Source organism: Rickettsia sp. (assembly GCF_965035265.1).
This window is the reverse complement of the sequence record NZ_CBCDJS010000076.1, coordinates 1-6,390: the sequence shown is the minus strand read 5'-3', so window position 1 is coordinate 6,390 and position 6,390 is coordinate 1. Positions and strand designations below refer to the sequence as shown.

Below are 6,390 nucleotides of genomic sequence, written 5' to 3'. Positions count from 1 at the left end.
GATTCCATTCAAGTATTGGGTATAAAAAACCTATGAATGTTTATCTGGATTACGTACAACATTATGAACAAATAGCAGCTTAATTTTAAGCAACATTACCAAGTACATTGTTCATATATTTTGTCTTGATTTTTCAGGCCATTATAGTTCAAATTTAAACTCAATTTCTGATTCATAGCTTTTGTGAATTATGGCCGTTTTATCTTGATTTATGGTATAATTTTCAAATAATTTATGGTTTTTAAGATCTTCATAATTATAATTTTTTAATAAACATTTTAGTAATAATTTTTTATGTCTATTACTTAGTCTATTACTTGCTATACTAGCTGTTTCTAAAGCTAATTTTAAATCCTTTACGTTCTCTATAGCCTCTAAATAATTCTCTATTTTAAACTTTGTAACTACATCTTCAATACATGTTATTGTTCCTTGTACCAAGGCATCACCCGTAAGTGATAACCATAAAATATGGTTATTTTCAGAAAAGTTAATAGAGGACTTTTTTGCTTTCATATAATACCTAGTTATTTTAACAAGGCATTATATATTAATTTACTTTTTAGTAAAGAAATTATTAATATTTCTTAATAATTTATCCACCGAATTGCTCTTTAATAATTCGATCTTCCAACGTATGATTTGTATTAAAGAGCAGTTTGATAGGTTTATCCTTAGTAGATTTAACGGTAACATTTGTGATATTATTAAACTCTTGGAAGTCGGCAGTAGCATTTACCGGTCGTTTATTTGTATTAAATATTTCAAATTTAACTGTAGCGGATGAAAGCAGTAAAGCACCGTGCCATCTACGCGGTCTAAACGAGCAGATAGGGGTTAGGCATAACATGTTTGACTCAAGCGGTAAAATAGGACCACCGGCAGATAAGTTATAAGCACTACTTCCGGCAGGTGTTGCAACTAAAGCTCCGTCTGCTACTAATTCGCTCATTCTCTCTATCCCGTTTACGTCTATTCTAAATTTAGCAGCTTGATTAGTTTTACGAAATATCGATACTTCGTTAATAGCAAGTGCCGTATGTATTTGACCGCTCGTATCTTCGGCTTGCATAAGAAGAGGATTTAGGATAGAAACCGTACTCTCATGTATATTTTGTAATAAATTCTTGGTATCTAAAGGATTCATTAAAAAGCCGAGGCTTCCTAAATTAACTCCGTAAAAAGGTATATTAAGATGCATATAACGATGAATATTATGTAGTAATTCTCCATCACCTCCTATTACGATAATTACTTCTGCTTCCTCTATCTTACAGTAATTATAGAGTTTTTTAATTTCCTCTATAATAGCTACATGCTTGGAATTTTGGTTATAAATCAATGCTAGTTTATTTATATTCATTATATGAATTTCTTTTTTAATATATAGACGCTTAACTAATAATAAGTTATAAGAATAAAGTAATAAAATAAATATTAAGTTAAATTATGTCATCATTCAACATCAAAAATCATAAAAATGATCTGCTATTTGTACCGCTAGGAGGATCTAATGAAATAGGTATGAATCTTAATCTTTACCATTATAAAGGTAAATGGTTAATGATTGATTGCGGTAGCGGTTTTGCCGATGATTATTTACCCGGTGTTGATATGATAATTGCCGATAGCAGCTTTATCGAGAAATATAAAAAAGATATAGTAGGTCTGATTTTAACTCACGCTCATGAGGATCATTTAGGCGGAGTTCAATATTTATGGAATAGCCTTAAATGTCCTATTTATACTACTACTTTTACTGCAAACTTTTTAAAGATTCGTTTAAATGAATATGATTTTGCTAAAAATATAAAAATTCATGAAGTAAAATCTGGTAGTAAAATAAACCTAGATCCTTTTTCCTTAGAAATGGTGCCTCTGACTCACTCAGCTCCTGAAATGCAAGCAATTATGATCCGTACAGATGCGGGTAATATTTTACATACAGGAGATTGGAAATTTGATAATGATCCGATACTTGGAAAAAAAGCCGATGAAGAGCTTTTAAAATCTTACGGAGATGAAGGGGTTCTTGCACTTGTTTGTGATTCAACTAACGTGTTTAATAAAGGAAGCTCAGGTTCTGAGGGGGATGTTAGAAAAAGTTTAGTAGATATTATAGCCGGCTGCCCTCAAATGGTAGTAGTTTCAACCTTTGCCTCTAATTTAGCACGGCTTGATACAATAATTCATGCCGCAGGGCTTGCCGGTAGAAAAGTAGTCTTAACCGGTAGAAGCTTGCATCGTATGATGCTTGCTGCTCAGGAAAGCGGGTATTTTAAAGATATTGCTCCTCTAATTAGTGAACGCGATGTTAGTAGATTTAGGCGAGAAGAGTTACTTATAATTGCTACCGGTTGTCAAGGTGAACCACTCGCTGCAACCGCAAAATTAGCTAGTAATTCCCACCAATCAATAAAGCTTGCACCTAAAGATACAATGATTTTTTCTTCAAAAATTATTCCCGGCAATGAAAAGAAAATATTCAGGCTATTTAATATATTTGTTAAAAGCGGTGTAGAAGTTATTACTGAACGAGATCATTTTGTCCATGTCTCAGGACATCCATCGATTGATGAGCTAAAAAAAATGTATTCTCTAATTAGACCGAATATTTGTATTCCTGTTCACGGCGAGCCGGTACATATTCATGAACATGTTAAGCTTGCTAAGAAAAACGGCATAAAACAGGCAGTAGAGGTTGAGAATGGCAGTGTAGTATTGCTTGATCCTAATAATGCGAAAGTAATTTCAAAGGTTGAAAGCGGTTATTTAGCTGTTGACGGTAATTATTTACTCTCTGTAGAATCACCGATTTTTAAAGCTAGAAGACGTATGCGTGAAGCGGGTATTGTGGTAGCATCGGTAGTAATTAATAAACAAGGACTACTTGCCGCAAATCCGATATTATCTATGCCGGGATTGCTTGATCCAAAGGAGGATATGGCATTAGTTAACCTTATTAAAAACGACATCAAAGAACTGGTTACCATTCAACAAAGCCAAGCGAAAAAAGCTTTATCAGATGAACAAGTGATCGAGGCAATAAAAGGAACAATCCGTAAAACCTTAAAACAGGAAGTTAATAAATCACCTGTGATAATAGTAAATCTTGAAAGGGCCATGGAGTAGTATTATTTTTTCCTGACTGTCATCCCGTGGCTTGACCACGGGATCTCAGGACACAGCCTGCGATACAAGACCCCGTGGTCAAGCCACGGGGTGACAAAGAAAAAATAAGCACATGAATAAATTTAAAAATATTGCAGTTTATGGGGGAGGGAGTTTCGGTACTAGCCTTGCTTCTTTAGCAGCACAAAACTGTAATAATGTTACTTTATTTTTACGTGATGAGGAAATAGCAAAAGAAATTTTACATAACAAAACTAACGTAAAATATTTAGGGGATATTAAATTACCTGCTCATTTACAGGCTACTACAAACTTAGATATAATTAAGGATTTTGAACTAATTATTATTGCAGTGCCGTCTTACGCTTTTGATGATTCAATAAAATTATTAAAAACTCACGGCATTTCTACAGATAACACTCTTTTAATCGCAACAAAAGGTTTTGCTCGTAATCCTACCGAATTGTTTTCCGACAGACTTAAAACCCTGTTACCGAATAGCTCTATAGCTTTTTTATCCGGCCCTAATCTTGCAAAGGAACTTGTCAAAAATTTACCGTCTTCAGCAAGTATTGCAAGTTTAGATATAGATGTAGCAAATAAGATAGCTAATAATCTAAGTTCAAAAATTTTTACTACTAATGTGACAAGCGATATTGTGACATTACAGGTGGCAGGAGCGTTAAAAAATATCTTTGCTATTAAAAGTGGGATTGATTTAGCAAGAGAGCAGGGCGAAAATGCTAGAGCAACGCTTATAATATCTGCTTTGAAAGAAATTGCTACTTTATCTAAGGTCTTAGGAGGCATGCAAGAAAATTCAAATATATTACTAGAGGCAGGAGTAGTAGGCGATTTAGTTCTTACTTGCTATTCGTTAGGTTCACGCAATACAAAATTTGGTTATGAGCTTGGAATTAGTAGCGATAAAAAGAAATTTTTACAGGAATATAAAGAGCTAGTAGAGGGAAGAGAAGCATTGAAATTAGTTTTAGATTTGATAAAAAAATACAATTTACATATGCCTATAATTTCCGAAGTGGCTATACTCGTTTAATTTGAAAAATTGGTAGACGAAGATCAATTTCAAAAAGAGCAAGGAGTCTATAAGTCGAGGAGCGGAGCGTATACTTAATACCGCAGATCTTATAAGACTACGTAGCCAATTTTTGAAATTCATCGAGTATACTACAATAATCTCTTCATCTGCTCTTGCTCTAATTTTTCTTCTTTGTCTAATTTATTTAAAAATTCTTTATAGAAACCGTTTGTTATATATACAAGTTCCATTTCAGGATTTAATTCAGAAGATTCAAGTATTACTAAACAATCACCATCCTTGAAAGTAACCACTCTATCATTTTCTTGTTCTAAACTATATTTATCCTTTAAGATGCTATAAAATTCTTCAAATTTATTCTTATCTATAGTTAAAATAACGGCTTCTATTACATTAAAATCATTACATATCACTAAAACTTTAGAGATAGTTTTTTCGTTTGGTTTGATATAATAATTATATCCTTGCCAATAATTAGGTTCTTTATTGATAATTTTGTATTTTTTTGTTAAGTCTAGATGTGTAGTTTTATTTAATTCAAGACCAAGCGGAGCAGGGGCTGCATAAGAATTCAGGTAGAAAAATATGATAATAAAACAAAATAGATTTTTTATGAGCATATAGAGAACTTGATATTAAATTAGAATCTTTAAATAACATAATTCTTTTAATATTTCAATTAAAAGTTTATAAAGTAAAAATCTTTACAAAATTCAGGTTTTGTGAACATTTCTAAAAAGATTTAATTTTGGTTCTTTTTTGCTACAAATTATAAGATTTTTTGAAATATGAATAACTATTCTTTCAAAAATCTTATTAATTTTCGCTAAAAAATACCTTAAAATATAAAATCAATTAAAAATGTTCACAAAATCTAGTGAAAAAAATAAAATCTCATGTATTATAAGTAATTATATCTTTAGCTCATTATACTCGATGAACTTCAAAAATTGGCTGCGTCGTCCTACAAGAGCTTTGGTGCTCACGTATTATTATACGCTCCGCTCCTCGCCTTGTGGACTTCTTGCTCTTTTTGAAGTTGATCTTCGTATACTACTCTTTATTTACTCGGAGTATAAATGGTAATTTTTAGTATAGTTTTTTTTAAAACCGTTTCGGTATTATTAAGTGTAGTAATAGGATTTTTAGCAGGTAAATATTCAAATGTTGAGAGAGATAGTATCTCTTCATTACTCTTCTATTTTATATCGCCTATAGTATTTTTTACGATACCTGCTAGTACAACCTTAACACTTTCGGCATTAAGCGTTACGGTCGTAACATTTGTAATCGCAACACTCTTATCGCTCTTTTCTTATTATTTTTTTGGTAAATTTTGGCAAGATCATACACGTAATATTATAGCTTTGTCTGCAGGTACGGCAAATGGCGGATATTTTATGTTGCCTATAGCGGCGGCACTTTTTGATGATTATACGTTAAGTATTTACATGATGGCGGTGATAGGAGTTAATATTTACGAATGTTCTGTCGGCTTTTATATTTGTATGAGGAGCTTTTCCAATACTACCGACAGCATATTAAAAGTAGTAAAATTACCGATTTTAAATGCTTTTTTCTTGGGATGTTTGTTTAGTTTTTGTGGTTTTACTTTACCGGACTTCTTAGATGATTTTATATATAATATGAAAGGTTCTTTTTCGATACTTGGTATGGTTATGGTGGGGCTTGCTCTTTCGTCTTTGCAAAAATTTGAAGTCGATATAAAATTCACCCTTGCTACTTTTGCTGCTAAATTTATATTTTATCCCCTTGGAATAGGACTATTTATCATGTTTGATCATTTTGTAACAAAATGGTATAACAATGATTATTATAATGCGTTAAAATTACTTTCTACGGCCCCCTTAGCCGCCAATACTATAGTTATAGCAAATTTACAAAAATTTTACCCTGAGAAAGTTGCTGCTACTGTGTTTTTGTCTTTGCTTTTTGTAGTTATATATATGCCGACAATGGTCAGTATATTTTTAAGTGATTTAAATTAATAGGTTCATATGAAAATTAATTCAATAAAAATTGGCCCATATATTAATTTATTACCTCTTCAATATATACCGAAACATAAAATTTCTTATGTGGAATTCGGGGATCCTAATAATAAAAATATAATAGTATGTGCTCACGGTTTAACTAGAAATTCTCATGATTTTGATAAAATAGCTAAAGAATTAAGT

6 protein-coding genes and 1 pseudogene are annotated in these 6,390 nt (G+C 31.8%); 4 read left to right on the top strand and 3 right to left on the bottom strand.

Annotated elements, in window-relative coordinates; all coding sequences use genetic code 11:
* Positions 1–141: 141 nt before the first annotated feature.
* Positions 142–516 carry a hypothetical protein gene (locus AC1Z7D_RS05505; protein ID WP_482602680.1) on the bottom strand — a complete coding sequence of 125 codons (375 nt, stop codon included), beginning with the start codon at positions 514–516 and terminating at the stop codon, positions 142–144.
* 79 nt (positions 517–595) lie between these two features.
* Entirely contained in the window at positions 596–1,363 is a 768-nt protein-coding gene (locus AC1Z7D_RS05500) for an NAD kinase (protein ID WP_482602678.1), read from the bottom strand.
* A gap of 86 nt (positions 1,364–1,449) precedes the next feature.
* Here AC1Z7D_RS05500 and AC1Z7D_RS05495 point away from each other — a divergent pair, with 86 nt between their 5' ends.
* A complete protein-coding gene (locus AC1Z7D_RS05495; RefSeq protein ID WP_482602676.1) occupies positions 1,450–3,132 on the top strand; it encodes a ribonuclease J in 1,683 nt (560 codons plus the stop codon).
* Between the two features lie 112 nt (positions 3,133–3,244).
* The gene (locus AC1Z7D_RS05490) at positions 3,245–4,189 is read left to right on the top strand and encodes an NAD(P)H-dependent glycerol-3-phosphate dehydrogenase (RefSeq protein WP_482602674.1); all 945 of its coding nucleotides are present in this window, start codon (positions 3,245–3,247) and stop codon (positions 4,187–4,189) included.
* Positions 4,190–4,320: 131 nt separating this feature from the next.
* Here AC1Z7D_RS05490 and AC1Z7D_RS05485 read toward each other — a convergent pair whose 3' ends face one another.
* Positions 4,321–4,812, bottom strand: coding sequence for a hypothetical protein (locus tag AC1Z7D_RS05485; RefSeq protein ID WP_482602672.1), 492 nt, complete (start codon positions 4,810–4,812; stop codon positions 4,321–4,323).
* 459 nt (positions 4,813–5,271) lie between these two features.
* Here AC1Z7D_RS05485 and AC1Z7D_RS05480 point away from each other — a divergent pair, with 459 nt between their 5' ends.
* Both AC1Z7D_RS05480 and AC1Z7D_RS05475 read left to right on the top strand, forming a co-directional pair.
* Entirely contained in the window at positions 5,272–6,201 is a 930-nt protein-coding gene (locus tag AC1Z7D_RS05480; protein ID WP_482602670.1) for an AEC family transporter, read from the top strand.
* Positions 6,202–6,210: 9 nt separating this feature from the next.
* Positions 6,211–6,390 (top strand): annotated as a pseudogene (locus AC1Z7D_RS05475) (alpha/beta fold hydrolase); the annotation flags it as partial.

Excerpts from the sequence above, each read along its gene's own strand:
- AC1Z7D_RS05495 (WP_482602676.1), top strand. The coding sequence starts at position 1,450 with ATGTCATCATTCAACATCAAAAATCATAAAAATGATCTGCTATTTGTA.
- AC1Z7D_RS05490 (WP_482602674.1), top strand. The coding sequence starts at position 3,245 with ATGAATAAATTTAAAAATATTGCAGTTTATGGGGGAGGGAGTTTCGGT.
- AC1Z7D_RS05485 (WP_482602672.1), bottom strand. The coding sequence starts at position 4,812 with ATGCTCATAAAAAATCTATTTTGTTTTATTATCATATTTTTCTACCTG.
- AC1Z7D_RS05480 (WP_482602670.1), top strand. The coding sequence starts at position 5,272 with ATGGTAATTTTTAGTATAGTTTTTTTTAAAACCGTTTCGGTATTATTA.
- AC1Z7D_RS05500 (WP_482602678.1), bottom strand. The coding sequence starts at position 1,363 with ATGAATATAAATAAACTAGCATTGATTTATAACCAAAATTCCAAGCAT.
- AC1Z7D_RS05505 (WP_482602680.1), bottom strand. The coding sequence starts at position 516 with ATGAAAGCAAAAAAGTCCTCTATTAACTTTTCTGAAAATAACCATATT.